This window comes from Limibacter armeniacum (assembly GCF_036880985.1).
Lineage (GTDB): Bacteria > Bacteroidota > Bacteroidia > Cytophagales > Flammeovirgaceae > Limibacter > Limibacter armeniacum.
In genome coordinates this window covers 316,301-342,125 of the sequence record NZ_JBAJNO010000003.1, presented here as the reverse complement: position 1 = coordinate 342,125, position 25,825 = coordinate 316,301, and the positions used below count along the sequence as shown (strand labels likewise).

Annotated in this window: 23 protein-coding genes; 9 read left to right on the top strand and 14 right to left on the bottom strand. The window is 38.4% G+C overall.

Annotation, left to right across the window (positions count from 1 at the left end; all coding sequences use genetic code 11):
* Positions 1–61: 61 nt before the first annotated feature.
* From V6R21_RS03700 to V6R21_RS03690, 3 genes are all read right to left on the bottom strand, one after another.
* On the bottom strand, positions 62–613 hold the full coding sequence (locus V6R21_RS03700) for a MepB family protein (RefSeq protein WP_334240525.1): 552 nt from the start codon (positions 611–613) through the stop codon (positions 62–64).
* A complete protein-coding gene (locus V6R21_RS03695; protein ID WP_334240524.1) occupies positions 613–1,197 on the bottom strand; it encodes a hypothetical protein in 585 nt (194 codons plus the stop codon). Before V6R21_RS03695 ends, V6R21_RS03700 begins: the two co-directional genes overlap by 1 nt.
* An 86-nt stretch (positions 1,198–1,283) precedes the next feature.
* The gene (locus V6R21_RS03690; RefSeq protein WP_334240522.1) at positions 1,284–1,919 is read right to left on the bottom strand and encodes a class I SAM-dependent methyltransferase; all 636 of its coding nucleotides are present in this window, start codon (positions 1,917–1,919) and stop codon (positions 1,284–1,286) included.
* Between the two features lie 202 nt (positions 1,920–2,121).
* Here V6R21_RS03690 and V6R21_RS03685 point away from each other — a divergent pair, with 202 nt between their 5' ends.
* Entirely contained in the window at positions 2,122–4,023 is a 1,902-nt protein-coding gene (locus tag V6R21_RS03685) for a potassium transporter Kup (protein WP_334241015.1), read from the top strand.
* A 14-nt stretch (positions 4,024–4,037) separates the two neighbouring features.
* Here the strand turns inward: V6R21_RS03685 and V6R21_RS03680 are convergent, their stop codons facing one another.
* Positions 4,038–4,484, bottom strand: coding sequence for a hypothetical protein (locus V6R21_RS03680; protein ID WP_334241012.1), 447 nt, complete (start codon positions 4,482–4,484; stop codon positions 4,038–4,040).
* A gap of 331 nt (positions 4,485–4,815) precedes the next feature.
* Here V6R21_RS03680 and V6R21_RS03675 point away from each other — a divergent pair, with 331 nt between their 5' ends.
* On the top strand, positions 4,816–5,226 hold the full coding sequence (locus V6R21_RS03675; protein ID WP_334241011.1) for a hypothetical protein: 411 nt from the start codon (positions 4,816–4,818) through the stop codon (positions 5,224–5,226).
* A 46-nt stretch (positions 5,227–5,272) separates the two neighbouring features.
* Here V6R21_RS03675 and V6R21_RS03670 read toward each other — a convergent pair whose 3' ends face one another.
* Together V6R21_RS03670 and V6R21_RS03665 are read right to left on the bottom strand one after the other, a co-directional pair.
* Positions 5,273–5,896, bottom strand: coding sequence for an MCP four helix bundle domain-containing protein (locus tag V6R21_RS03670; protein ID WP_334241009.1), 624 nt, complete (start codon positions 5,894–5,896; stop codon positions 5,273–5,275).
* Between the two features lie 117 nt (positions 5,897–6,013).
* Positions 6,014–6,442: a hypothetical protein gene (locus tag V6R21_RS03665; protein WP_334241007.1), complete on the bottom strand. Its 429-nt coding sequence runs from the start codon at positions 6,440–6,442 to the stop codon at positions 6,014–6,016.
* A 235-nt stretch (positions 6,443–6,677) separates the two neighbouring features.
* Here V6R21_RS03665 and V6R21_RS03660 point away from each other — a divergent pair, with 235 nt between their 5' ends.
* Positions 6,678–8,465 carry a carbohydrate-binding domain-containing protein gene (locus V6R21_RS03660; RefSeq protein ID WP_334241005.1) on the top strand — a complete coding sequence of 596 codons (1,788 nt, stop codon included), beginning with the start codon at positions 6,678–6,680 and terminating at the stop codon, positions 8,463–8,465.
* A gap of 102 nt (positions 8,466–8,567) precedes the next feature.
* On the opposite strand, the gene V6R21_RS03655 is transcribed toward V6R21_RS03660, so the two are convergent.
* From V6R21_RS03655 to V6R21_RS03630, 6 genes are all read right to left on the bottom strand, one after another.
* The gene (locus V6R21_RS03655; protein ID WP_334241003.1) at positions 8,568–8,780 is read right to left on the bottom strand and encodes a putative signal transducing protein; all 213 of its coding nucleotides are present in this window, start codon (positions 8,778–8,780) and stop codon (positions 8,568–8,570) included.
* A gap of 84 nt (positions 8,781–8,864) precedes the next feature.
* Entirely contained in the window at positions 8,865–10,460 is a 1,596-nt protein-coding gene (locus V6R21_RS03650; protein ID WP_334241001.1) for a hypothetical protein, read from the bottom strand.
* 167 nt (positions 10,461–10,627) lie between these two features.
* Positions 10,628–11,176, bottom strand: a complete 549-nt coding sequence (locus V6R21_RS03645) for a DUF2911 domain-containing protein (protein ID WP_334241000.1) — start codon at positions 11,174–11,176, stop codon at positions 10,628–10,630.
* Between the two features lie 139 nt (positions 11,177–11,315).
* The gene (locus V6R21_RS03640; RefSeq protein WP_334240999.1) at positions 11,316–11,753 is read right to left on the bottom strand and encodes a hypothetical protein; all 438 of its coding nucleotides are present in this window, start codon (positions 11,751–11,753) and stop codon (positions 11,316–11,318) included.
* A 21-nt stretch (positions 11,754–11,774) separates the two neighbouring features.
* Positions 11,775–12,224 carry a hypothetical protein gene (locus V6R21_RS03635; protein WP_334240997.1) on the bottom strand — a complete coding sequence of 150 codons (450 nt, stop codon included), beginning with the start codon at positions 12,222–12,224 and terminating at the stop codon, positions 11,775–11,777.
* Positions 12,225–12,576: 352 nt separating this feature from the next.
* Complete coding sequence (locus tag V6R21_RS03630) at positions 12,577–14,295, bottom strand: WYL domain-containing protein (RefSeq protein ID WP_334240995.1); 1,719 nt, start codon at positions 14,293–14,295, stop codon at positions 12,577–12,579.
* 623 nt (positions 14,296–14,918) lie between these two features.
* Here V6R21_RS03630 and V6R21_RS03625 point away from each other — a divergent pair.
* A complete protein-coding gene (locus tag V6R21_RS03625) occupies positions 14,919–16,010 on the top strand; it encodes a slipin family protein (RefSeq protein WP_334240993.1) in 1,092 nt (363 codons plus the stop codon).
* A gap of 25 nt (positions 16,011–16,035) precedes the next feature.
* Positions 16,036–17,439 (top strand): RtcB family protein, encoded by a 1,404-nt coding sequence (locus V6R21_RS03620; protein ID WP_334240990.1) that lies wholly within the window; start codon positions 16,036–16,038, stop codon positions 17,437–17,439.
* Positions 17,440–17,501: 62 nt separating this feature from the next.
* Here V6R21_RS03620 and V6R21_RS03615 read toward each other — a convergent pair whose 3' ends face one another.
* Positions 17,502–18,080, bottom strand: coding sequence for a hypothetical protein (locus V6R21_RS03615; RefSeq protein WP_334240988.1), 579 nt, complete (start codon positions 18,078–18,080; stop codon positions 17,502–17,504).
* 415 nt (positions 18,081–18,495) lie between these two features.
* Entirely contained in the window at positions 18,496–18,795 is a 300-nt protein-coding gene (locus V6R21_RS03610) for a DUF3817 domain-containing protein (protein WP_334240986.1), read from the bottom strand.
* A 154-nt stretch (positions 18,796–18,949) separates the two neighbouring features.
* Between V6R21_RS03610 and V6R21_RS03605 the strand changes: the two genes are divergently transcribed.
* The 4 genes from V6R21_RS03605 to V6R21_RS03590 all read left to right on the top strand — a co-directional run bounded on the left by V6R21_RS03605 (position 18,950) and on the right by V6R21_RS03590 (position 25,789).
* Positions 18,950–19,489, top strand: coding sequence for a TetR/AcrR family transcriptional regulator (locus V6R21_RS03605; protein ID WP_334240984.1), 540 nt, complete (start codon positions 18,950–18,952; stop codon positions 19,487–19,489).
* Between the two features lie 89 nt (positions 19,490–19,578).
* Positions 19,579–20,697 carry an MBL fold metallo-hydrolase gene (locus V6R21_RS03600; RefSeq protein WP_334240982.1) on the top strand — a complete coding sequence of 373 codons (1,119 nt, stop codon included), beginning with the start codon at positions 19,579–19,581 and terminating at the stop codon, positions 20,695–20,697.
* A 455-nt stretch (positions 20,698–21,152) separates the two neighbouring features.
* Positions 21,153–23,942, top strand: a complete 2,790-nt coding sequence (locus V6R21_RS03595) for a DEAD/DEAH box helicase (RefSeq protein WP_334240980.1) — start codon at positions 21,153–21,155, stop codon at positions 23,940–23,942.
* A gap of 518 nt (positions 23,943–24,460) precedes the next feature.
* A complete protein-coding gene (locus tag V6R21_RS03590; protein WP_334240978.1) occupies positions 24,461–25,789 on the top strand; it encodes an adenylate/guanylate cyclase domain-containing protein in 1,329 nt (442 codons plus the stop codon).
* Positions 25,790–25,825: the final 36 nt, after the last annotated feature.

The following is a 25,825-nucleotide window of genomic DNA, read 5'->3' as shown; positions in this document are numbered from 1 at the left end:
GCTATACCTTTTGTTTGAATGCTGATTAAATGTGATGAACAATTAGTGTATCCCATTCATATTACAGACAAGTGATGGGCAGAATTGAATTAAGTTTTTCAACACACTTATTTTCGGTATTGGTCAAATCTATAAAATACTTTTCTTGCCAATTTTTGCTTTTTTGAGCTTGTTTGTTGTTGGGTGTATTCCAATCTGCATAGACCCTGAAACCCCGTTTACCTTCTTTATTGTGCTTGGTTAATATTTGATTGTCGCTTAAAACTTGTTTTGGGAAAAGGAAAAACCCGAATTGGTGATCTTGTTCCGTTGCGATGATATAATAATCGAAATTGTCATTTATGCTAAAAGGCGCTGTTTGTCCTGTTGCGTTTCTTTTCCATAAGGAGACAAACAGCCCCGTTTTTTTAGGAGTGACTTTCGCTTTTCTAAATTTTATGTTGAGCTTGTTTATTTGGAAGTTAAACCCAAAATATTCTTGACATTCATGGTCTTGAACAACGTTTTTTATTTTCAGCCCATTATAATTTAAGAGCGTGTTTTCTATTTGATATAATGCTTTAATCATCAATTGGTTATTGTTAATTGGAGTATCTGCTGACGTTTTATGCATCAGGAATTTTGAGTTATCATGCGTTTATTTTTTCTTTTTTGGAGGATACTAAATATCACACCTGCAATTAATCCAATTAGTCCTCCCAAGTAGCTGAAATTATGCATTGAGCCAATGGCTATAAAGCTTTTCCTGTCATTTGTATGGTCAGGTAAAAACCAATACGGAGGAACTTCATCCAGAAAAAATTGTCCATATAAAAGCCCAATAAAGCCAGTTATTAATGCGACTCCCATAGTTACCATAATTGCTTTTAGGGTAACCTTGAACATCTCATTTCCATTTTTATGGATGAACCCTACAAGACCAAGAAACACCCCTATAATAAGTCCTACCCACCATGTAGCCAATATTCCTATGATGGTAACTCCAAATCTAGGGTTCTCTAACTGTATCTCCGGATTTTTACCTGATCCGATATTTTGTCCTAATCCCCAGTTTTCAAGTCCAAATTGTATAAACTTAAACTTTGTATAATACTCCTCTGAGATGGAATAGGTGATTTGGTCATGAAGAATCCCATAAACCCCTCCAAGAATTGGCCCAATGACCAATATTAGAATTATTGCAATTAGCTTATTCATTTGTTAGGTTAAGTACAAGCAGTATCAAGCTGTTATGACACAAGTTTGGACTGTTGGTTTTAGTTTAAAAATCAATCTGAAGCGTTTTACTGTTCCTTTTTAGTACAGGTAATTTGCCAAAATTTTTGTGAAGGCTTGTTGCCTATATTTTTTGCAGGTTCACTAATTTCTTCAGTTTCACTCAATCCATATTGGCCAAACTCATTCTCTATTGCTGCTAGATCATAATAGAATAGATTAACTCCATGCTTGGTCTTGAATCTGTCTTTACTTAGTTCTATACCTTCTCCATATGTGGCGGTATTCTTTGAAATTGCAACAAATACCATGTATCCACCAATTCGAAGTTGGTTATAACAATCCGCAATCAGTTTAGCTCTTTCTTCTTCATTTAGTAAATGAATTAATGCATAACAAAAAATGCCATCATATAACTTTTGGTCAAATGGCATCTCGCTGACACTTCCATGATACACATTTACGATATTGCCATAGTGTTTTTTTGCTAAATCAATTGCCGTTTCTGAAATTTCAATTCCTGTAACGTTGAAGCCATTTTCAGTGAAAATTTGTGCATTCCTGCCGTATCCAAACCCAGGGATTAATATTTCCTTTAATTTCTTATTTTTAAATAAGTCAAGAGTTGAAATTGCAGCATCAGCAGGTTCAAATCCCCACATTGTTTGTTTATCCTTAAAACTCGATTCCCAAAACTCTGTCATGTTATTATTTCAATGTATTGTTATTTTCTCTGGTAAGTTCCTGCTATTGTAAGTGCTAGCTAGGATTTACTCAAGGTAGTACTAATCTAAGATTTTATAAACTGAAAGGGCGTACCATTAGTTTGAAAAGGCATTTTGCCAATCACTAAATCAAGGTTAGCTTTATGTAAACCTCAAACAACACAACTTATACTAGGGTACGATGTCGAAAACACCATCCAAGCAATCAGTTCTGGCTTTAGCAGCCCTCGGTATCGTCTACGGGGATATTGGTACATCACCACTTTATGCCTTTCGGGAGTGTTTCAATGGTAAACATGCTACAACACTGAATCCGGATAATGTGATGGGAATATTATCCTTGATTTTCTGGTTATTGATATTGATTGTAAGTGTTAAATACCTGTTTGTTGTTTTAAAAGCTGACCACCATGGGGAAGGAGGGGTATTGGCGTTGATGCAATCGGCTCTTACCAGTCTTGGTGATAAAAGGTTAGGGAAAACATTTATCTTGTTGATAGGACTTTTTGGTGCAGCCCTTTTATATGGAGATGGGTTGTTAACGCCTGCGATCTCTGTCTTGAGTGCAGTAGAAGGTCTCAAAGTGATCAATCCTGCATTTGAGAACCTAGCTCCGCCACTTACAACCCTGATTCTTGTGGTACTTTTTTTAGGGCAGCAATTTGGGACAGCCAAAGTAGGGATGTTGTTTGGACCTGTTATGTTGCTTTGGTTTTCAATACTAGGTGTGTTGGGTGTTGTCCATATCCTCAAGTATCCAGACATTTTGGTTGCCTTAAACCCTGTATTGGCTATAAAGTTTCTTTCTGTGGAAGGCTTTGAAAGTTTATATGTGCTGGGTGCCGTATTTCTAGTAGTTACAGGAGGGGAGGCACTCTATGCTGATTTAGGGCATTTTGGAAAAAAGGCTATTCGTCAAGCATGGTTTTTTGTGGTCTTGCCTGGACTTGTACTTAACTATTTTGGACAAGGGGCATTACTTATCAGAGCCCCACAAACTGCCATCAACCCATTTTTTCATTTGGTAGAACAGAGCTGGCGTTACCCTTTGGTGATTATCTCAACGCTTGCAACCATAATAGCTTCTCAAGCCATCATTTCGGGAGTGTTTTCCCTTACTTATCAGGCTATTCAGCTCAAATACTTGCCTAGGCTCAAGGTGGTTCATACATCTGAAACGGAGAGAGGGCAAGTCTATATACCAAAGGTCAATTGGATACTACTTTTCCTTACTGTAATGGTTGTGATGCTATTCAGAACATCAGCCAATCTTGCGGTAGCGTATGGTATTGCAATCTCGGTAACCATGATTATCACTGACCTTTTGCTCTATTTTGTAATGCGGCATAAATGGTATTGGTCACTGATAATTTGTATCAGTTTGATATTGGTGTTCCTGATTACAGACTTAGGGTATCTTGGCGCCAACTCATTGAAAATTTATAATGGAGGGTGGTTTCCTCTTACTATAGCTTTGATCATTTTTACCATATTCTGGACATGGATAAAAGGCAATGAGCAGCTTAATCAAAAATTGAAACCATTTCAGTTGCCACTAAGTACCTTTATTTCTCGTTTTGACCGCCAGAAATACTTTTCAATTCCCCGAACCGCTATTTACCTTAATGAAGATAAAACTCAAATTCCAACAGCCTTGTTGCAAAATATGGAACATAACAAGGCAGCCCATGAAACAGTGATATTGTTAGATATATGTTTTACAAACAGACCTAGAATTCCAAAAGAGGGTAGAATGAAAGTAAAGAATTTAGGGCAGGGATTTATAAAAATGAGTATGGCATACGGCTATATGGAAAAGGCGCATATGAGAGAAATGATTGCTTACTGGAAATCAGAAGGTGTTTTGACAAAAAAGAATCTACAGACGCTATCTGTTTTTCTGTCCAAAGAATATATGTTAGAAGAGGCACCAGGGTTTCTTGATCAAATCAAGATCTCACTTTTCAACTGGTTACAGAAAAATAGCCAAAACGATATTGCGTACTTTCATATCCCTGCTGAGATGGTTTTTGAGATAGGTAAGACTATAGAAATTCGAAAAGAGAAAGACAAGCCCACCTGAGGTGTATGCCTTTGTTATTCACAGCAACTACCACTTGTTAGCCATTTCACTGCCTCTTCACTGCATACAAAAAGACGACTTTCCAGTTGGTCTGATTGCATTCCATTCATTGAAATAGTTTTTTCAGCCGAAATTTGCCCAAAGAGATTGCTAGACATTACAATGGCATTTTTTTTCAGTCCTAATGAGTTGATTGACAGTACCCAAACTTCCTCTAGCCAATTATAGATCCCTTCCCAGCCATTAAGGTAGTCGCTTGCATCAAAGAGTAAACATTGCACTTTATATTCTTTGATCATATCCAGAATCAACATGCCTGCATCAATTTTTTCTTCTGTTGTAAGCCCCATACCAGAGCATTTTACTTCTAGCATATGTTTGCAAACTTCAATACTCCCTGTGAAATAAAGGTCTCCCAACCTGTTTCTTAACTCCTTAACAACCAACTCAGGCTTTATCATTGAGACAGATATATTTCGATTAAACACAACAATCACTAAAGTTAAAAAAATAGAGCATCTTTCACTAAAAACTAAATACCTCAGAAGCAATGCGGCAGGATATTCTTGATTTGTTTAATCGTGTATTTTGGCATTACGAAGAAGAAATCGGAGCTGGCAGAAAAGTTGGTTTGTATATACAAAATACAGTGAATGGCATTTAGGGCAGTATGTTTGCTATGTTGTTTTATCGCTAGTAAACATGTAATACCCTTATTTTCAGTGATTGACATCTTTATAAATATATTTAGATTGCTTTCAATGAAATAGCTAAAAACTGCACAAACAAGAAATGAAAACACTTTCAAACTACTTTGTTCATAAGTATAACCCTGAACATCAATTAATGATTACAGAAGTAATTAAAGCTTCACTCAAACCTGAATCTTATATCCATTACAATGAGAGAACGCTTTCCATGATGTGTCTTCAGGACTACAATCCATACCTTTGGCTTATTGACTTGAGTGAGTATCCAAAAAATACCTCAGAAAGTTTTATGACAACAGCAGCCAATGCATGGTTACCAGTCTTCCATCAGTCAGAACTGCAGAAAGTAGCCTATGTGGTGGGGACTTACCAAAGGTCTCAACATTTTGCAGATGATATGAAAACCAAGATCAGCCTACTTACAGATTGGTTACCCATCAAATTTGAATGGTTTGCCACCCGAAAGGAAGCAGTGCAATGGCTGCTGATCTGAGTAGCTACTTTAAGTTATTGTTATAGAAGTAGATTTTACCAAAACTTTATTTTCTGAAAGGTGTATAAAAAATAAAAACCTGAATAATCAATCCAATAAGAATCAAAGCCCCTATTTCCATCTTGGCAAGCAGGTCACTGTTTTGGTATGCTCGCATGGCGTATACTACCTGTTTCTGACCTTCGTCAAGTTGGAGAGAAGTCAAATTATCCAAAGTGCCTGATAGCTTTTTGAAAACCGCTTGTTGTTGCTCTTCCAACCCTTCTTTTTCTGAGGTTACTTTTCCTTGATAAAACTGCGTTTCAAGATTCATCAACTCCTCAATATTCTTCTTCAGGTCATCAAAATATTCAACTTCTTTATTTGTCAGTGTTGTCTCTTCATATTGTGTGATCAGCGATTTTATGGTACCGTTCATCTGCTGATTTTTTTTCTGATGAGACTCAGTATCTTCAGTTACTAAAAGCAGTTGCTTCTCATGGATTTCCTTTGAAATCTTGTAAAGCAGGTCATGAGCAATCAGTCGGTCTTCATATATGGTTGTAACGGATTTGTTGATAATATCAAAACTGGTATTGTCCATAACATTGGTACCGATAACCAACCCAAGAACGAGTACCAATGCTATTATCAATTTGATTTTACCGAGAAGGGATGAATTGTTTTTCATGATTTAGTCTATTAGTGTTGTTTGTAAATAATATTGGTTAGGTGAATGTTCATCTAATGCTTAGTCAAGCTTGATGTGTATTGGTTTTGATCCTCTGTAATTAGCAGAAGGCATCATTTATGAATGACTTTTTACGTGATAAGCACCTCCAGTAATAACTATGTCACCCTCAATTATAGCAACCTTTTCAGTGCTATTGATTACAAACCTGTTTTCAGATGAAACAGGAAAAAGTTTACTAAAAATGATTCGGTCCAGATAGTTCTTGAAAATCAGTTCAAATTCAATACTGAATGAGAATAGTTCTTCTAACGTACAATAATTGGATGCAGAAAAATCTGAAGTATCATGATAGGTTGCATCATCAACTCTGATTTCATCCCTTACTTGATTGTACTCTCTTTCGATCAAGTTAACAAATTCTTTTTGGGTCAATCGGACTTCATATTTCTCTATATCAGCATTAAAAAATCTACCGTAATTCAAGCCATCATTTACAGTTAGGATTTCTGATGCTATTAAATTTCCACTTAGGAATACTTTCATGGTATGTGTACATATATTCGACGTATTTATGCAAACGTTATCCTATTTCTAAAGTTATATGATTTTAAGCATCGAATTACCTTTTATCGCAGCTTCGTGCCCCTTTGTCGCAATTTAGGAATTGAAGATTGCCATTAGTTTCTATCCTCTTTTTCTTTGGATAAGTCCTGATGCAATTGATTGCATTACTGATGACTAGATCCAGTGAAATTAATTGAAATATAAACTTAGGATTATGACTAAAAGAGGTATGGTGCTGTTGATCAGTATATTTACACTGCTATTTTTCACAGCATGTGACAATGGTACAAATGATGAAGATGTCGTAGAGGTTATTGACGACAATACTGATGATACCAATTCTGCAAGCGGAGAGTATTCCACAGAGACGATAGCAGAGGCAATGGAAAGCAATAAGACTGATCATGAAGAAGCTGAAGATGCTTCATGGGATGCTGAATCTGCCACCACAATCACACTGAACGGTAACAGTATAGAGGTATCTGGCTCAGGAGCAATAGCTGATGGTAGCTATGTGACCATTAGTGCGGCAGGTACATATTTACTTCAGGGTGTATTGAATGACGGGCAAATAATTGTTGATACAGAGGATGAAGAAACGGTTAAAATAGTGCTTAACAATGTTGAGGCAGCCAATTCAACTAATGCGCCATTCAATGTAATTAGTGCTGAAAAGGTAGTCGTGATTCTTCCAGAAGGAACGGAAAACCATTTTGAAGATACAGCCAATTACATTTTTGAAGATGAGGAGGAAGATGAACCAAATGCCACTTTCTTTAGCAAGGCAGATTTGTCTTTTTATGGAACGGGTACATTGTCTGTAGATGCCAATTACAATGATGCAATTACGAGTAAGGATGGATTGCTGATAGATGCAGGAACCTTTGAAATCAGTTCGGCGGATGATGGCATCAGGGGGAAAGACTATCTTATAATCAAGGGTGGTAATTTTACTGTTCACTCTGAGGGAGATGCTTTCAAATCTGATGAGGATGATGACGAAGATAAAGGCTATATCCTGATTGAAGGAGGTAATTTTGATATTACAGCTGCAGGAGATGGTTTTGCGGCAGAGTCAGATTTCCTTGTTGCAGAAGGAACATTTGAGTTAGTGACTGGAGGTGGAAGTGATAATTATGATGAGGATATCTCGGCAAAAGGGATGAAGTCACGTGTACTCACTGTTATTGAAAAAGGGGATTTCGTAATTAATTCAGCTGATGATGGCGTTCACTCTGATGGGACTATTGTGATACATGATGGTACATTCACTATTGCTACAGGAGATGATGGTATCCATGCTGATGTAGAGTTGGCAATCCATACAGGGAATATCAATATCACGGAATCTTATGAAGGTCTTGAAAGTGATGTAATCTATATCAATGATGGCGAAATTCATGTTACGGCCAGTGATGATGGCATCAATGGAGCGGGTGATTCAGAAGAGACAGGTACAGGACATGGAGGCTTTGAAGCTTCAGGAAATAGCTACCTTTATATCAATGGCGGTTATATCGTAGTGGATGCATCAGGAGATGGAATTGATGTCAATGGCTCTTTTGAAATGTCAGGAGGTACTGTGTTAGTGAATGGTCCGACTGAAAGAATGAATGGCTCATTGGATTATGACAGGTCATTTAAGTTGACTGGTGGGGTGTTGGTGGCCGCTGGAAGCTCGGGTATGGTACAAACTCCAGGTTCAACTTCTACACAATCCTCTGTGTTACTGAACTTACAGTCACAGCAATCGGCAAATACACTTTTCCATATTCAGAAAAGTGATGGGACAGAGGTATTTACTTTCGCACCGGCCAAAAGGTATCAGTCAGTTGTATTCTCATCATCACTGCTTGAAGATGGCGAATCATATGATGTCTACATTGGGGGAAGTTCTACAGGAACAGTCACAGACGGTGTATTTGAAGGTGGGAGTTACAGTGCAGGAACTAAGGTGGGAACGGTCACTCTTTCTGGCAGTGTCACAACAGTCAGTCAATAAGATTTGAGTAGAATTTATCTTACTTGATATTTAAATATAAAAGTCCAAGTACCTGTGTGGTTCTTGGACTTTTTATTTTAAAGGTAAATAAGTTGGTCGTGATTATTCAGAGATTTCGTTTAGAATCTCCAGAGCTTTAGCGAGGTCAGCTTCTGAGACTTTTATTTTGATGCCTCCTGTAGCCATTCCAAATGAGCCGATAGAACCAAGGTTTTCGTCATGGATAAAGCAGTGGATTCCTTCCTCTTCCAGTTTGGATTTCAGAATGTTCGCTTCAATTGGTGTATTGAATGTTTTGAGTGTTACGAGTTTCATAATTTATTGATTAAAAAAATGAAGGTTTTATTAAGCATAAAAAATTAGCCCCCTAAAATAATAAATATTTTAGAGGGCTTTGCTTTAAATCAAAATTATAAGCGATCCAATTAGTTTTGGAAGCAATTTGGCAGCTCCACTCCAGACATTAGACCAATCCCGTTCTGCTTTATCTTTGTTTAATTCATCTGCTAAGAGTACTGACATTTGTTCTATGTCTCCTTCAAAGTTTTTCTCTTTCAGGTATTCCTTGATTTTTTTCAATTTAGACCCAAATAACCCTCCTTTGACTTCTTCAAGGTCTTTGACAGCTTGCTCGGTATCAAAGTATTTGACAGGGATATTATCATATCGATACATCTTTACGCCGTCTACGCTAAGTGAAAGCTGTACTACTTCAGGTTTACTCTTGAAGATCGGTTCCAATGCTTTGTCACCTGAATTGAGCTTGCCGGAATATTTACCTCCTTCTCCTTTTTCCAGAATGTCAAAGCTTCGTTCATTTAGGAGTACTTCTACCTGACTCGCTGAGGCGTGTTCCAGTTCTATATCTATAAATATATTGCCTTCTTCCTGCTTGATACGCTGTGCTTTTACCCTGTTCCCTTTTTTGCTGTAATAATACTGAACAGCGCTAAAAAGGTGGTCGTTGGAAATGCTTTTACCAGAAAAGCCAACCCTGTGGCTTCCAAACATAAAATTGTGTTGAGCGGAAGGCACTTCGAATGTGACCATATTGCCATTGACCTCTCCTTCAACCTGAAATGGCTTGCCATTCTCATAAGGGGAGTCCTTGAAAATCATCTGCATGTTTTTGGCTTTGGTCGTCGTTCTGACGATTACTTTACCATCTGTATGTCCAATAACGGAGTTGTTTTCAATTCTGCCATCGATTTCGAAGCGGTGTCTGCCCGAAAGTTTTTCAGTAAGGGTCAGTTGCTTATAGGGTTCTCCATCTTTTTCAGCAGAAATGACAAATGTATAATCCCGTTCCTTGATAAACTGTCCGCCACTTTCGGCATTGGTGTGAAACTCCAAGGTAGTGAAGCCATCACTGTTGATGCGTTGGTCATGACTTAATTTGGCAAAGAAGCTTACGTTGTCAGCAAACTCCTTTACACCAGACTTACTTTTTTTGATGATTACCCCATCATGATCTGACTTGACTGTGACAAAGACCTTGTTAGGCTCTTCATGATACATGTACAGTTTGTCTATACTGAGCTTATACTCACTGATGCTAACTTTATAATGGTTGTATAGCGTAAACAGCTGTGTCTCCTGTTTTTCTCCCAAAACTGTGTAGTCAATCCTGTATTCAATATGGTTCCAAGGAGCCGAACGGAAGTTCTGATATGAAAGTCCCGCTTCTGAGCTTGAAAGGCGGTACGTTGCTTCTGTAGATATGTCTGTCACTTCTGAAGCAATTCGCTTTTGGATAACCTGTCCGTTATCGAGGTAGATATTACAAGTTAAGACACCAAAAGCCAATTGTTCTTCAAGGATGCCTGTACTGTCAGGAACTACATTTTTTTCAAATGAAAATTCCACTGTCCTTGGGTCAAGAAAGCGAGGCATTTTTACCTGTTTGACCGGATAGTATTCAAAAATATACTGCTGTGCCTGAAGCGGAAAGCAAGCCAATGTATAGCACATCAGCAAGGAAAAAATATATCTCATCTCTATGATTATATTGTTATTTACTGGTATAAAAGTAATCAGCCTGTTTGCTCCCGCAAAATGCTTACCTATTGGATGATTCGCAAAGTTATAGACAAAAAAAGTGGTCAACAGTTAAACCTGCTGACCACTTTCTTGTATGTGTGTGATAGGTATATGCGATGACCTTATTTTGTAATAGGAACTGCAACTCTTGTTTTGTCCCAGCCCATTACCATTACGTCACCTTCTTTCTTTTGATCGAAAGCAATAGAAAATGCTTCTAGCGACTCATCACCTTCAGTTACAGGAACCGAAACGCGTGTTACATCATTTGCTTCTTTATAGCTGTAAGCTCCCCATTGATTCACATCCTTGTTCAAGATGATCGTCCACTCTTTTTCGTTAGGTATTGTAAAAAGAGAGTATGTACCCGCTTTTACATCTTGGTCACCTAGCTTCACATCTTTATAGAAAGTAACTTCAGTAGCTTCATTGGCACCAGTTCTCCATACTTTACCGTAAGGAACCAACTTACCAAATACCTCTCTGTCTTTCTTCATCGGTCTGCTGTAGATTACCCTTGCGATAGGCTCACCTTGTCTGCCTCCTTCACGCAGGTATACCATGTCCATTGGACTCTTGTCGATGCTACCAAATTTTTGTGCAAAAAGGTCATTGGAGAAGCCCATTGCTCCCACGAGCAAAAACATCAGCAAAGCAATTCTCTTTGTCATTTGTGTTGTGTTTTTATTTAGTCAAAAATTTAAACTGTAATAATCTTTACCATTAACATTGAAAAATTAAAACATGTTTTGAGATATAGAAACAAGATTGATGCTGAATACTCATTATCAGCGTGAATATTTGAGGTTTCTATAAATTAATATGAGTCAGTAGCCAATCTTTGGCTTGTTGTATGTTTGGAAATAATTGAATGTCAGGGTGCTGGAATCTTTTGCGTGCAACTTCCTGCATTTCTTTGGCTTCTTTTGTACCAAAAGGATGGGAAGAAAAAACATAAGCAATCTTTTTGATACCAATAGAATTCAATGTTGGCAACCATACTTGTTCAGATCGTTCTCTATCGTAATACCAACCGGAATTGAATAGAGATGCATCATTCAATACGTAGGAAGGTTGGAACTCTTTTAAAAGTCTAAGTGTGAATTCTCGGGCTATTGATATTTCTATAGGAAGCAGTTGGATAGACCCAACCCATTTGAATTTCAAAATTTTTTCATCAGGATAAAATAAGCATTGGCACCATACTTCTCCCTTCCTGTTTCTTAGTTCACGTCTAATTTTCATCATCAATGTTTAGCTTGTTACCCATTAGTTTGTCTTGTTTCTCATGGAGTCAATCCATGTTTCAGCTTCTCTTTTTGAAAGAAAAAGTCTTAACTGAATGGGGGAGTTGTGCTTTAGGCAAATGTTCTTTACCTCTTCGGCAGATAGTTGTCCAAAAAAATTGAATGACATGATAATGGCACCCAATTTTAATCCTAAGACTTCAGCTGTGGGGAGCCATTCTTTTTCATACCATTCAAGGATACCGAACCAGCCAATGGGATATCGGCTAGTGTCATTAATAAGGTATTTAATTTTAAGCGTGTCAATAATTTCTAGCGACTGCTTACTTCCGGATAAGAGTAATTCATCTGATAGTAATCTTTCTAGCCAAGTTACAATAAGCACTTCGCTATTATGTTTGTATTCAGCTCTATAGTATACAGTACCACTCTCATCTTTAAGTTCGTAGGTTAAACGATTTTTTAAACTCATAGGTAGATATTTGACTTATATTGTTTGGGTTTAGTTGGTTACACAATGTGATGTTCAGTAATTCATCAGTATTCGTCTTGTTGGGTTCGCTGATTATTTGTATCAACTTCTTTGCAATAAATATTTTTTTCAGCATAAAAAGAAGAGGCTTTGTTATAAAAAATGGAAATATAAGTGGTTCTACATGTTGATTATTAGTGTTGTATGTTATGTTTAATACTAAAAATTGATTTATTGTTATATTTACATGTATTCGTTTTGTTACAAAATTGATTGAAAGGTAAATTATTGAGTGTTTATTTAAATCTTCAAAGAATTTTATACGTATAAAGTTGATCGAAACCTGAGTCTTTTATGATAATGTGAGATTTTCACTCCATTCCATCCCCTTAGGTAGTTGTATATCAGTAAATTCTAGGTGAATCACACGTCTTCTTTTCTGGCTACGACTTTTTGAAGAAGCATGTAATGTCAATGGTTTCATCAACTGCACTCCTCCGGCAGGAACTTCACAGCATATCGTAGGTCTATCATCCGTAATTTCTTGAATAGACTCAGGTGTATGAATCATATTATGTGATGAAGGGATGACGTTTAATGCACCGTTAGCCTCATCTGTATCGTCCAGATGGATACGGATTGTGAAAATTCGTTTCAAAATATCTTCTGGAGGACAAACACTGATTACATTTTCCTTAAATGTCCATTTTGAAAAGCCCTCTACTTCAATCTTTTCTTTCACATTGATCGGGATATCCTGATGCCAGCTGACATACCAATTGGCTTCCGGTACCTTATCAAAATAAATTGACTTAATCAGAAAGGCATTGGGTGAAATAGTTTCAATCAATTTGGTCAAGTTCCGATTTAAAAGGAGTGGCTTTAGTTCAGGAATAGTCATTAGCAGTTGTCTTTGAGCGTATGTTTTGTCAGAAGGCAGCCCCTTTGCCAACACCATCCCAATTTTTTCGATTTCCTGTTTAGTGTAAACCGTGGGTAAAATACTGAAACCTTTATGTTCCAATTTTCTTTTTGCTGAATTCATGGCTTTGTCCTTTAAATCTGTCTGATACCAGTTGACGGCATTATTGAGTCTTCTAATAATTCTTCTTTTCAGTTTTTCGGGTGCCATCACATTGATGCCGTCTCCGAAACTGAGTATTTCCTTTTCCAGCTCAAAGTTGTGTTGCACATCCAGCGAAATTATTATTCCGAAGCGGTCTTTGCCAATCTGTTTTTGAGACGAGTGCAATGGCTTGGTCATGATATAAGGTGCATGCAAGTTTGAAACAGCAAGTATAACACGTATAGTTTCTACATTGGAGCTAACGGATACACCTATAGCATCTTTGAAATAGGTTTCTGGATCAAAGTCTGGGTTTTCCCTAAAATCTGCCTGACTGATTTCCATCTTCTGGATTCTGTCAAGGGCAAGGTTCATGATGGTTTTTTCCTGATTTTTACTACCGATCACAAACCAACGGTTACGGAATTCTTTCAGTAGATAAGGATGAAAGGTAAACGTATTTTCCTGTTGCGCCTTAAATGACTTGTAAGTAATGGCAATGGCTTTCTGATTAATGATCGCCTTATATAAAGGGTCAAGCCAATCCAGTCCTTTCAGGTTGTCATTTTTTTCAAAGTCGATCACTTTTTTGGAATCGGTTTTCTGTGCATGGATGTGGTCTTCCAGTTTTTGCACCATCCCTTCGAGTTCACGGAAATGCGAAAAGCCCTGAAACTGTTTCATCATTTCAACTGCTTCTGAAAGTCTGCCTAAATCCTGTTCGGAGATCGGCGTATTGATGATACTGTAATTGGGATCCTCATACGTGTAGTACTTTCTGCTTTCAACAATGATTGGCGCATTATAACCCAACTTGTCGCTGCGCATCATTTGAATATCTGCTTGAATGGTGCGTGTACTTATTCCTTTATCTATTCCTTCATATTCATACAAAGCTTCGGAGCAGGCATCAATCAAATCTTCCAGCGTCCATTTTCTGTAACGGTTCTGAAGACATTTATCAATGGTCTTGTAGCGGATCAGTGCGTTTCTATTGACAGGCATATGAAAAAATTTTTTATGAAAATGAGAAAAAAAAATCACTACGCAAAAAGACTGCGTAATAGCCCTTCACCTTTGTTTCAAGCATTAAGCAAAAGAATAGCGTGACGGTTTCTGAATAGCCGCACAGTATGCCAGCAGTTGCGACGCATATACTTTCTTTTTGCTGTGCTTGCTTGGCTCTACAGGTCGGAGGTTCGATTCCTTCCCATCGTAAGATGGTAGTTCAGTGGTTAGAACAGTAGATTTCGTCAGTGTACGTCGGTTCGAATCCGACTTGCTTCGTGCAATGTCTCGAGTGGTTAGAGAGCTGATCCTTATGGACTGATAATCCATTCCTTAACCAGAGATGCGGACCTGTGTCTTTCGGTTCAAATTTTCAGCGATGAAGAGGCGAACAATCTTGAGCAGGCTTCGAAACCAAGAGGATACCGAAAGGAATGTTTTCTCACTTTGCCTTCCGGAAGGAAAGCTTCAAAAAGTTTCGACTATTCGGAGACTTTTCGGATGGAAGGTGAACTGGGAAAATTTGACCTTACTTAATCTGGGTTCCGCCTGTAAGAGATGAAAGGCACAGGGAAGTATTTCTAATTCAAAAAAATTATCCCAAAAACTGATAGATAAAGATGAAACGAGTAACAATCAATAAAGGAAAAGCTGGGCTGGTGTTCGGTAAAGGAGATTATAAAAAGGTATTGACAGAAGGAAAATACTGGATTTCTTTTTACGATGAAGTGACGCTTTATGAAATGACTGAACAGTTTCTGCCTTCCATTAACTTGAATATCCTGCTGAAGGATGAAGGTTTGGCTGCTTTGCTTGAAGTAGTGGAAGTGGCAGACCATGAAGTCGTATTTTATTTTGAGAATGGAAACTTCAAGAAAGTGTTGACCGCAGGTCGATATGCTTTCTGGAAAGGTGTGAACGAATACCGTTTTGTAAAAGCAGACTTGAGCAAACTGGAAATTACAGAACCGATTGATAAAAATTTGTTGCAACGCAGGGAAGTAACTCCTTTTATAAGGACATTTCACGTGCAGGCTTATGAAAAGGCGTTGCTGTTTGTTGATGGAAAATTTCAGCAGGAATTGGAGACGGGCGTTTACCATTTCTGGATGAATAGCATGTCTGTCTCCATTTTAAAAGCAGATATGCGAAAGTTGCAGCAGGAAGTTTCAGGTCAGGAAATATTGACCAAGGATAAAGCCGCGTTGCGAATTAATTTTAATACAACTTATAGGGTATTGGATATTCAGCAGGCATTGCTGAACAATAAAGAGTACGAGCGTCAACTGTATGTCAATACACAACTTGCCTTGCGGGCATACATCGGTACACTTACCTTGGATGAGTTGTTGGAAAACAAGGAATCCGTAACAGAATATGCCTTGAAGGTGCTGAAAGAAAAAGAAGAACAGTTGGGAGTGGAAGTACTGGATGCGGGCATCAAGGATATTATTTTACCTGGAGAGGTGAAAGATATTATGAAGCAGGTTTTGGTGGCACAAAAACAAGCAGAAGCCAATACCATCACAAGAAGGGAAGAAACTGCTTCGACGAGAAGCTTGTTGAACACTGCCAAACTGATGGAAGACAACAAGATGCTTTACAAGCTGAAAGAACTGGAATACATCGAGAAGATTGCAGACAAGGTCAACAGCATTTCGGTGTCAGGAGGAGGAAAGATTGTAGATCAGCTGAAAGAATTGTTCGGATAATTATTTTAAAAAGAAAACTGGACCAATGAAAATAAAAGGAGATGAAATCAAGGCATTAGGTTTTAAGGGAAAGTCAATCGGCTTAGCACTTGAGACACTGAATGCTTTTGATCTGGATAAAGAAGTAGAAAAAGTTTTGGCGGAGCTGAAGTCCGTGATCACAAATCCGGTAGCTTATAAGGAACATTTGGTTTTTGCTGCTTTGGCGGAAGAGCTACTTAAACCTGAAGAGAAAGAAATTCCGATCAGAGAAAAACCATTGCCTTATAGAATTTATGGAGCAGATGGGATTGAGTTGGGAGCACTAAAACAGATGGAAGTGGCAATGAAGTTACCGGTGGCAAAATCAGGCGCACTGATGCCAGATGCGCATCAAGGTTATGGTCTGCCAATTGGTGGCGTGTTGGCGACTGAGAATGCAGTAATTCCATATGCAGTTGGTGTGGATATTGGTTGCCGAATGTGTATGTCGATCTTTGAGTTGCCAACGTCTTTACTGGAAGAAAGGAAAGACAACCTGAGAAAAATTCTGATAGAGAACACCAGATTTGGAAGAGCAACATTTGATGATCCAAAAGATCATGAGGTTTTAGAAAATCCACTTTTCAAGGAATTGAATGTTGTGAGAAAACTGAAGGATAGAGCTGCATCGCAAATTGGTTCTTCAGGAGGTGGAAACCATTTTGTGGAGTTTGGTATAGCTGAAATTACAGAAGTGGATAATGATTGGGGTTTGGAGCCGGGGCAATACCTATCCTTGCTTTCCCATTCAGGTTCAAGAGGAATGGGAGCAAGTATTGCTGCTCATTATACTAAACTGGCGATGGAAAAATGTCCACTGCCAAGGGAGGCAAAAAATTTGGCTTGGCTGGATTTGTCAACAGAGGCAGGGCAGGAGTATTGGTTAGCAATGAACCTGGCAGGGGATTACGCTTCAGCATGTCATCACCAAATTCATGATAGAATAGCAGAAGCATTGGGAACATTGCCTGCTGCAATGGTGGAAAACCATCACAACTTTGCATGGAAAGAATTGGATGAAAAAGGAAAAGAAGTGATTGTTCACCGAAAAGGTGCAACTCCAGCAGGAAAAGGTGTATTGGGCGTGATTCCAGGTTCCATGTCTGCACCTGGATTTATCGTTAGGGGAAAGGGTGAAGTAGCTTCGGTTAATTCTGCTTCGCATGGTGCAGGTAGAGCGATGTCACGTACTGTTGCCAAGAAAACACTACAAGAAAATGCAGTTGCCAGACATTTGAGTGACTTGGGAGTAGAAGTGATCGGTTCAGGACTGGATGAAGCACCGATGGCATACAAGGATATTCATCAGGTAATGGATTGTCAGCAGGAGTTGGTGGAAGTGTTGGGGAAATTTTACCCGAAGATTGTCAGGATGTGTGGAGATGAGCAGTTTAAGGAAGTTGATTGATTGTAAAAAATAAAGCCTGTACCAATTGGTACAGGCTTTCATAATATCTTTCAGGTATGGGTTTATTTTTTGCCACCACCAATGTTGAAACCAACATTGAAAGCAAGGTAGTCAGCAATGCCGTCACCTGTTACATTGTAAGTCAATGCAAGGTCAAAGTGCCCCAACAATAGACCTACTTTAGGAGCTACACCGAAGTTAGAAGTACTCTCACCTTCGATTGAGCCATTGTTACCGCTACCATCATCAAAGCTAACGCTTACAGCTGCTCTCTTGTAGATACCAAGACCAAGACCAGCGTAAGGTCTTACTTTGTTTGTAGTGAAGTAGTACTCACCAGTTACCAAGTATGGTGAAACTGCAGCTGCATCAAGCTCTGTAACAAGGCCTTCAGAGTCGATTTCACCACCACCCATCAGCGCAGTACCCAAGTAAAGACCAGCAGTAATTTTGTCTGTAAAGTTGTACTTAGGTTCAACATAAAAACCAATGCCTCCTGATGCCAATTCTTTGTCCATAGAACCAGCATAGAACATACCAACACCTACTTTGAATTTCTTGTAAGTATCTTGAGCAAAAGTGTCATTTGCAGAGATAAAACCTGCAGTTAGTACCAGAAGAAAAAATAGTACTTTTTTCATGATGATAAAAAATTAATTTAAAAAATGTTGATTAAAAAATTGAACACTGCAAAGATATAGTGCCGTTTATTAAATCAAAAAACAATTATCAAAATTTAAATAAAAGTCAATCTTGTAACATAGATAATATGTTGTTTTAAATGACTGATTATTATGTTTATGGGATTTATTTGCGAGGATATCATAATTTTTTTCAAAAAAAATATGATCCGAATAATTATTAAATTTCTCTCTCAGTTTTCATAGTCATAAAGTCAATTCGAGGAAGATTAATTGCATTATATCGAGTTGAATTATTTTAATCATTTATTGTATTATATTAATATAATTAAACTCTAGCTAAATAACTTAGATAATAAAAAAGTCCTGATGTTAACATCAGGACTTGCAGAATATGATATGCTTTTAATTTTTTTTAGACATTATCTCTAAACAGCTTTTTGTCTGCCCAGAATGTCCCAAATGGTACAACTGACATCAGTACTGCCAATGTATATTTTTTAAAATTCCATTTATACTCCATATAAGCAAGCGTAACTAGTGCTATATACCCTACAAATAAGACACCATGTACCATTCCTACCACTTTGTTTGGAGCAGGCATTTCAGCCATATATTTAAGTGGCATGGTGATAAATAGAATTATCAGGAAAGAAACTCCTTCAAAGAAGGCAAGAAGTCTTAACCTGCCAATTGTTGTTTTCATCAGTTCCATTTCGAAGTTGTTTGAGCTTTGAATTAAGGATGGGCGAAATAAGCATGAAAAGTGTTAACCCCCAAATGCTAAATAGGACTCAAATTGTAATAATTTTGAACCTTTTTCTCTTTTCTATTATTTTAGTAAGTGATTACTTACTATACATTAAGCTATGACGGATAAGAAAGAAAGTATATTGAATACTGCTATTGACCTGTTTTCAACTCAAGGTTATGCCAATACATCTACCAGCCGGATTGCCAAGGAAGCAGGTGTTTCTGAAGCATTGATTTTTAAGCACTTTAAAAATAAGGAAGGACTGTTGGATGCAATTGTGGCACAAGGCAATGAACATATGAATGCCTTTATTACACCGATTTTAGGGATGACGGACCCTAAAAGCATTATTGAAGGGATGTTTGATTTTTTGTTGCTAATGGTTCGTGAGCATGCAGATTTCTGGAAATTACAGATGACTTTAAAGTACCAGTCTCCCTTGATCGCAGCGAAATACCATGCGGCAGGAAAGTTTGATGACTTAAGAACCTTATTGGAAAAAGCCTACAAAGAGTTGGGTTACCAAAACCCAAAAGCTGAGACCAACTTGATATTAATGATGCTAGGGTCTGTTTTCACCTACTTATTGGAAGCCGATCATATTGAGCAAGAAAGTTTTATCAATTTTTTGAAGTCTAAGTACAACCTTTCTTAAATAGAATGCGTTATTAGTGAGTGATTACTTACTTACCGAAATGAGAGAAGCTTTTTATTTGGGTAAGGTTAAAACAAATAGAGATACAAATGCTTAAAAAATTGATAACGGCTGTATTGCTTCTTACTGCAGCGGTTGTATTGTTTGTCAACTGTGCGCCTCAGTTTGGTGGTAAGGCGACAGGCATATCCTTAGATAAGATGAAAAATTCAAGAAACTACAAAGACGGTAAATTTGTCAATCTGGTAGAAACCTCGATGGACATGGGAGTTGGAAGTATGTTGGAAACAATGAAGGAATACTTTCAAAAGGTAAATGGAACACCATCTCAGCCACTGCCTGTAAAGTTTGGAGAAGGGGACCAGTCCGCTGTTGACTCACTTACTTACTTGACTTGGTTTGGTCATTCAGCATTTTTGCTGGAGATGGAAGGTCAAAGGATTCTTCTAGATCCAATGCTTGGCAAAGCTGCCTCTCCAGTGCCATTTATGATCAACCGTTTTCCATATGAAGAAAAAATAGACATTGATGCTATTGAGGATATTGATGCAGTCATTATTTCCCATGACCACTATGATCACTTAGACCATTCTTCGATAGTAAAGCTGGATAAAGTCGTAAATCACTTTTACGTGCCACTAGGTGTAGGGGCGCACTTACAACGTTGGGGAGTAAAAGCAGATAAAATTACAGAACTGGATTGGTGGCAAGACACTACACTGGAGCATATCAAGTTGGTTTGTACCCCTTCAAGACACTTTTCAGGTCGAGGCTTGACAGACCGAAACGCTACACTGTGGTCGTCTTGGGTGATTCAGGGAAGTCATACCAATCTTTATTTCAGTGGTGACAGTGGTTATGCAGGACATTTCAAACAGATTGGAGAAAAGTTCGGGCCATTTGACTTTACATTGATGGAATGTGGTCAGTACAATGAAAAATGGGCTCAAATCCATATGATGCCAGAGGAGACTTTGCAGGCACACTTGGATGTGAAAGGAAAGAAAATGATGCCGATACATTGGGGCGCTTTTGAATTGGCAATGCATACGTGGACAGATCCTGTGGAAAGATTGCTAACCGCAGCTGACAAGCATAATGTGGAAGTGGTAAGTCCTTTTATTGGAGAAAGATTCTCTTTGAATGGAATGGAACCACAGGAGCGTTGGTGGAAACATGTATTAAATAGACAAGTAGCTTCCAAATAAGTAGGTAGTGTGACATAAATTTTCTTATGTTAAATAGAGGATAGCAACTTCTTACTCAGTTTCGGAATAGAAATATTAAACCGTGGATTAGGCAATTTAATAAAGTCTTGATCTACGGTTTTTTTATAGGATAATGTTAGGTATATGAAAAAAAGAGAAAAGTCACTTTTGGGTAGGGGAGTTTGTAATAGCAGAATTGTTTGATGCTTTTATTGAAGCAGATTATAGCAGGTATGAATTGGAAGATTATGATGATATCCTAATTTCAGAATTTACGAAATCATAGGGAGAGATTTGGATTGGTTATGATTTTGTGGAAGTAGGCGATGAAATACCTAATGGTGATATACAAAACAATATTTTTTTTAAGTTTATATTTTTAGAATTGTACCATGGCAATTCGCTAGGGTGTTACCCATTTTTTTGAATCCTTATATCAACCGAAATTCATTTTTATGACTGCTGATCTGGCTAATATTCTCCGATACTTTCATGATTGCTATCGCTCTGACAATAAGGAGCTTGCCTTGTTTGATTTTTTGGACAGCAAGGTAGAACAAAAGATATACATGGAAGGAAAGGAAGAACTGATCAATGAGAGTTATCCTGTTGTTCCGATTGACATTGAAAAAGCTGCAGCCATTCAAAAAGAATTGAAGTGGTTTGAAAAAGAAAAAGAACTGGTGTATGCTGCCTTTTTCGTTTGTGGTCATTATTTGGATCCGAAAGGTGAGCTAAAAAGGCTTTGTGCACCTCTTTTTTACTATCCAGCCCAAGTTGAAGAAAAGGACGAGTTTTACTATCTCTCCATTTCACCTGAAGAAAGGAGATTGAATTATCCGCTGATTGGTCTGCTGAACAAGAATACAGAGGACAATGTTTCGCTGGACGATTTGTTTGGTGAACTGACAAGTGATTATCTCTATTTTGAGGATGTCAGTACTATTGAAAAAGTGTTTCAGAAGCATTTCCCACATGTGGAAGTGCAAAATATTTATACCTACCCTGAACATACAACTGTCAAGAATATTCGAAAGTCCATCACTGACCTGAAAGAATATAAAGGGGAAAAGCTTGTGCTGCATCCTGCCAGCATGTTGGGAATTGTGGCAAAGTCCTCCAATACAAGAGGAGTACTGAATGAACTGACTGAGATTTCTCAGACCGATGATTATGCAATTCCATTGCGATCCCTGTTTGATGAGACTATTGAAGTAAAACGTTCAACTTATCAAAAAGGGAATATCCCGATCATATTGAGTGAGGCACAACAGGCAATCTTGCGCTCAAGTGCCGTCAATCCATTGACTTTAATAGTTGGGCCTCCGGGTACTGGTAAAAGCTATACGATTGGAGCAATAGCCATTGAGCATATGAGCAGAGGTGAATCTGTGTTGATTGCTTCTCGCACGGATGAAGCGGTAGATGTGATTAAAGAAAAAATTTCTTCACAGATAGGCATCGATAAATGTGTGGTTAGGGGTGGTAAGAAGCGTGTATACGCAACTCCGTTAAGACGTTTTCTAAAAGCATTACTGACCAGAGCAAACTCATTGCAATACCTTTTGAATGAGTTTGGTATTCCAAAAAGAATTACGAATTCGGCGTTGGAGCAAACCATTTATCAGCTAGAGGAAGCGATTAAAACTAGGAAGAAGCAAATCCATAAAATTGAGCAGACTTTTCTGAAGGAGGTTGACAAGGAGCTGAAATGGGGAGAGCACTTGAGTTTGGAAGAGAGCGGGTTTTGGCATAGAATGAAAACCGAACTGATGAGCTTCCGAAACAAGTGGCAAACACCGGTTTGGGAACTGACCAATACCCTTTCAGAGTATGACCAGACCCAAAATGACGAAGTAAGTCAGCTGATACAGCTAAAGTATATTTCTCAGGTACTCCAAGTTTTGAAAACCAATTGGAATGACCTTAAGAACTTCCATGAAGCACTAAAGCTGTCAAGTGATACGGACAAGATCAACAAGTTTAAGGAGATTGATTTTGCAACTGTACTGAAAGCATTTCCAATCTGGATGACGAATCTGTCCAATATCAAGGAAGTATTGCCACTGCAAAAGGAAATGTTTGATGTCGTTATAATTGATGAAGCAACACAATGTGATATTGCCAGTTGCCTGCCGTTGATGCAACGTGCCAAGCGGGTCGTATTTGCGGGAGATCCAAGTCAGTTGCGACATGTTTCCTTTTTACCAAAAGGGCTTCAAACCGTATTTCAGCAGAAATATGGTCTGAGCGAAATGGACCGTTCAGTGCTGAATTATCGGGATTGGAGTGTGTTGGATTTGGTGACCAATGCATTGCAATCAGGAGATCAGGTTGCCATGTTGGATGAGCACTTCCGAAGTTTGGAGCCGATCATTGCGTTCAGTAACCAACGTTTTTATGATGATGGTTTGCGTGTAATGACATCAAGGCCTGACCATGAAGAGAAGGGGCTTTACTTTATTCCATGTGAAGGGGTTCGTGATAAGAAAGGACATAATGAAGTGGAAGCTGAACAGTTGTTGGACAATATCCGCAAGCTGATTGACGATGAAGCCGAACTGTCTGATGAATATGTAACGACGGTTGGTGTACTGTCACCTTTCCGTGCACAGGTAGATCACTTGGCTGCTCAGCTGTTGGATCGCTTCAGCAATGAAGAGCTAGACAGGCATAAGTTGAGAGTTGGTACGGCTTATAGTTTTCAGGGAGAGGAGCGTGATATTATGCATATTTCTTTTGCTGTAGATGTAGATTCACACCACTCAGCATTCCATCATATCAATAAGGAAGACGTTTTTAATGTATCTATAACTAGAGCAAGGCGTCAGCAATTTGTCTATTTATCTGTAAAAGAAGAGGAGTTGAAAAAAGGCTCATTGCTTCATGCTTATATGCAGTCAGCGAATAGAAATACAATGACTGTGCATGAGAACCTTGAACATGACCATTTCTTGGAGGAAGTGATTGATGAGTTAAAAGCTTGGGACATACATCAGTATTGGTCAGGCTTTCCAGTGGCAGCATTAAAGATTGACTTGCTGGTAAAGCATCAGGGAAATTATATGGGAATTGATTTGGTGGGCTACCCTGGTGAATATGCGGATGTTTTCGGTATTGAGCGATACAGGATTTTAAATAGGGCAGGGATTAAGGTAATGCCTTTGCCATATTCAGATTGGAAGTTTGAGAAAACCAAGACAGCAGAAATTTTAAAGAAGTATCTGATAGAGAATGGGAATTAGCATTTACCGTTTTGATATTAGTCATTCTATAATGGAAAAAGCAGCTTCCACCAATGGAAGCTGCCATATTGCAACAAACACTTTTACCTTGATATAAGGTCAACTTTGCTTTATTAAGGTGTCTACATCCAACTCATAAATATGCAATGTGGAGGTATCCTTCAAGAACACTATTCCATTGCAAAAGGCGGTTTGATGAATATGTGCCTTAATCGGAATAGGATGTTTAATCATCTCAAATATGGCATTTTTGTTATAGACATTAGGGCCCCTAAACATACTTTATAAATAGACTTTTACCTCCGTAGGAGTTGAATCTTTGTAGCCAAAAAGCATCTCGGTTTTTCAGCTCCGCTAGGAGCGACACCATTGTTCCATTCACCAAAGTTCGAAACTAAATAAACGGTATCTCTGCTCCAAAGCGAGAAGCACCTATGGCTGATTGTTTTCCAGATTCTAATTGAAATAGAATTTTAAAAATCCACTTTCGGTTTAATAAGAAAACAGCCATAATGCTGATGGAAAACACTACACCGAAAATCAAGTATTGCAGTATCAACCGTTTGGTACATGTTGAAAAGCCATTCTCAACTATACTTGAAGTCTCAATTGCCAATAAGATTCCTCACCTGCATGAATGCGGTGGAAATGGTTATTGTACCACTTGCAGGGTACGGATAATTGAAGGTCTTGAGCATTTGTCTCCTCCTTCCATGAAGGAAAAGATCATCGCACAGGAACGGAACTGGGACCCGTCTATCCGACTGGCATGCCAAAGCAAGGTACAGGGTGATGTCTCCTTGCAACGTTTGGTATGGACAAGTGCCGAGATCAGTAAATTGCAAATCGAGACCCTGCCTGAAGATATTGGAGAAGAGCGCCCCTTGGCAATCCTTTTCTGCGATATGCGAAACTTTACCACCATTGCCGCACAACACCCTACCTTTGATTTGGCACATATGCTTAATCGTTTCTTTACCATATTGGGAGACCCGATCCTGATGAACAATGGGATTATCTATCAGTATGTAGGGGATGAGATTGTAGGGCTTTTTGGTACTGGAGGAGGAGACAATGAAAAAACTTGTATGGATGCCATGAGGGCAGGACTCGGAATGCTTTATGCTGTAGAACGGCTCAACAGGGTTGAGTTGAAGGACTTTGAAACGGAGTTTCAGGTAGGGATTGGCATTCATTTCGGTAGAGCCTTTGTCGGAAATATTGGTCATCCAAAGCACAAGCAGTTTTCAGTTTTAGGAGACCCTGTTAATGTAGCAAGTCGTATTCAGGGACAAAACAAGGAGTTGAACACAAGCTTGCTAGTTTCCAAGACATTTCTGGACAACTTACCTGAGGGAACACTCAAGTTTGGTGTGAAAACGGAAGTAAACCTGAAAGGGAAAGAGGAAAAGTATGAACTCTATGAGGTACAAGGTTTTATAGAGTTTGATACCAACCTTGAAGTGCAAGCTACTTTGGATATGTTGCTTAAAAATGAGGAAGCATTTGCAGAACATTTTTACACCAAACTTTTTGAAAGGGCTCCTGCCGTAAGACAACTGTTTCAGAAGAATATGCTGGAGCAGGGAAGGATGCTGACCCATATGTTGAGTGGTGTGATTTACTCTTTAAGTAGACCCGATTACCTGAAGCTAGGGCTTAAAAGCTTGGGCAAGCAGCATATCAAGTATGGTGTTGAGGCAGCACATTATCCTGTATTGAAAGAAGTATTACTGGAAACCATCAAGGAAGAGTTAGGAGTGTTTTTTACACAGGAAGTAGAGGCTGCATGGAGTAATGCCATTGATTTGATTATCAGTGTTATGTTGGAGAGTTATGAGACTTGATGGTTTATTGCTGATAAGATTCCTTCCCTTAAACAA

Coding starts and splice junctions, on each gene's coding strand:
- V6R21_RS03645 (WP_334241000.1), bottom strand. CDS start 11,176: ATGACAAAGAGAATTGCTTTGCTGATGTTTTTGCTCGTGGGAGCAATG.
- V6R21_RS03600 (WP_334240982.1), top strand. CDS start 19,579: ATGCTTAAAAAATTGATAACGGCTGTATTGCTTCTTACTGCAGCGGTT.
- V6R21_RS03590 (WP_334240978.1), top strand. CDS start 24,461: ATGGAAAACACTACACCGAAAATCAAGTATTGCAGTATCAACCGTTTG.
- V6R21_RS03655 (WP_334241003.1), bottom strand. CDS start 8,780: ATGAAACTCGTAACACTCAAAACATTCAATACACCAATTGAAGCGAAC.
- V6R21_RS03670 (WP_334241009.1), bottom strand. CDS start 5,896: ATGAAAAACAATTCATCCCTTCTCGGTAAAATCAAATTGATAATAGCA.
- V6R21_RS03640 (WP_334240999.1), bottom strand. CDS start 11,753: ATGATGAAAATTAGACGTGAACTAAGAAACAGGAAGGGAGAAGTATGG.
- V6R21_RS03650 (WP_334241001.1), bottom strand. CDS start 10,460: ATGAGATATATTTTTTCCTTGCTGATGTGCTATACATTGGCTTGCTTT.
- V6R21_RS03680 (WP_334241012.1), bottom strand. CDS start 4,484: ATGATAAAGCCTGAGTTGGTTGTTAAGGAGTTAAGAAACAGGTTGGGA.
- V6R21_RS03635 (WP_334240997.1), bottom strand. CDS start 12,224: ATGAGTTTAAAAAATCGTTTAACCTACGAACTTAAAGATGAGAGTGGT.
- V6R21_RS03620 (WP_334240990.1), top strand. CDS start 16,036: ATGAAAATAAAAGGAGATGAAATCAAGGCATTAGGTTTTAAGGGAAAG.
- V6R21_RS03630 (WP_334240995.1), bottom strand. CDS start 14,295: ATGCCTGTCAATAGAAACGCACTGATCCGCTACAAGACCATTGATAAA.
- V6R21_RS03675 (WP_334241011.1), top strand. CDS start 4,816: ATGAAAACACTTTCAAACTACTTTGTTCATAAGTATAACCCTGAACAT.
- V6R21_RS03615 (WP_334240988.1), bottom strand. CDS start 18,080: ATGAAAAAAGTACTATTTTTTCTTCTGGTACTAACTGCAGGTTTTATC.
- V6R21_RS03695 (WP_334240524.1), bottom strand. CDS start 1,197: ATGAATAAGCTAATTGCAATAATTCTAATATTGGTCATTGGGCCAATT.
- V6R21_RS03700 (WP_334240525.1), bottom strand. CDS start 613: ATGCATAAAACGTCAGCAGATACTCCAATTAACAATAACCAATTGATG.
- V6R21_RS03685 (WP_334241015.1), top strand. CDS start 2,122: ATGTCGAAAACACCATCCAAGCAATCAGTTCTGGCTTTAGCAGCCCTC.
- V6R21_RS03595 (WP_334240980.1), top strand. CDS start 21,153: ATGACTGCTGATCTGGCTAATATTCTCCGATACTTTCATGATTGCTAT.
- V6R21_RS03665 (WP_334241007.1), bottom strand. CDS start 6,442: ATGAAAGTATTCCTAAGTGGAAATTTAATAGCATCAGAAATCCTAACT.
- V6R21_RS03605 (WP_334240984.1), top strand. CDS start 18,950: ATGACGGATAAGAAAGAAAGTATATTGAATACTGCTATTGACCTGTTT.
- V6R21_RS03610 (WP_334240986.1), bottom strand. CDS start 18,795: ATGGAACTGATGAAAACAACAATTGGCAGGTTAAGACTTCTTGCCTTC.
- V6R21_RS03660 (WP_334241005.1), top strand. CDS start 6,678: ATGACTAAAAGAGGTATGGTGCTGTTGATCAGTATATTTACACTGCTA.
- V6R21_RS03690 (WP_334240522.1), bottom strand. CDS start 1,919: ATGACAGAGTTTTGGGAATCGAGTTTTAAGGATAAACAAACAATGTGG.
- V6R21_RS03625 (WP_334240993.1), top strand. CDS start 14,919: ATGAAACGAGTAACAATCAATAAAGGAAAAGCTGGGCTGGTGTTCGGT.